2 pseudogenes are annotated in these 1,058 nt (G+C 73.9%); both read left to right on the top strand.

What is annotated here, in order from left to right:
- Window positions 1–480, top strand: a pseudogene (locus H5J33_RS36295) (restriction endonuclease subunit M); the annotation flags it as partial.
- 163 nt (window positions 481–643) lie between these two features.
- Window positions 644–1,058: pseudogene (locus H5J33_RS36290) on the top strand (hypothetical protein); the annotation flags it as partial.

Raw genomic sequence — 1,058 nt, 5'->3', positions numbered from 1 at the left:
GCGCGCGTGCCGGTGCTCACCGACCACGACGTCCTCGCCGGGACGGCGCCGTCCGGCACGCTGCCCGAGAGCGAGGAGGAGGCCGTGCTGACCGAGCCGGGCGACGTCGTCGTACCCGTGCTCGGCGGGGGTGCGGTGGCGCGCGTGATCGACGAGGCCACGGGGGGCGCCGCCCTGGGGCGCAACCTGGTGCTGCTGCGCCCCGACCGCACGGCGCTCGATCCGTGGTTCCTGGCCGGGTTCCTGCGCGGTACCGCCAACAACCGGCAGGCCAGCAGCTACGCCTCCACGGCGACCCGGCTGGACGTGCGCCGGCTGCACCTGCCCCGGCTCCCGCTGGAGGAACAGCACCGCTACGGCGCGCGCTTCCGCGCCCTCGACGAGTTCGAGCGGGCGCTCAGGCACGCGAGCCGGCTCGGGGAGCAGCTGGTGCGCGGGATGTACGACGGGCTCACCGACGGCACGGTGGCACCGGTCTGATCCCGCGCGAACGATCCCGCGCCGGCGGCCGCACAACGGTTCGGTACAGCCCTGATCGTTTGTCCGTGGCGGGCCATATGCTCGAAGCGACCATCGCACGAGGGGCGTGGTCCGCCGACCCGCCGGGCGGTTGGTACGCCCACTTCCAGGACCGGGAGCAGCCATGCAAGGCCACGGCTACGGACAGCCGGTGACGCAGCCGCCGCACACCGCGTGGCTGGTCTGCCTGCGTGTGCTGTTCGTGGCGGTCGGGATCCTCACCCTCGGCTTCCTGTCCTGGGCGATGCCGCTGCGGCTGGCGATCGTCACGCGCCGGTCGCTGGACTGGGGACTGTTCGTGGCGGTGCTGGTCGCCGACCTCCTCGGCGTCGTCCTGCTGGGGCTGGAGCCGGGCGACGACATCCACACCACCGGCGGCTACGTGGGCCTGGTGCTGGTGCTGGGCTCGCTCGTGGGCTCGATCGCGTACTACCTGGCCGCGGACATCCAGCACTTCACGCTGCGCAGGCAGGCGTACGCGGCGGTGGCCGGGGTGCGGGCGTACGGCTACCCGCCCCCCGCGGCGGCCTACGGCGCGA

Source organism: Streptomyces sp. WELS2, assembly GCF_013870595.1.
Lineage (GTDB): Bacteria > Actinomycetota > Actinomycetes > Streptomycetales > Streptomycetaceae > Streptomyces.
This window is presented reverse-complemented; position numbering and strand designations above follow the sequence as displayed.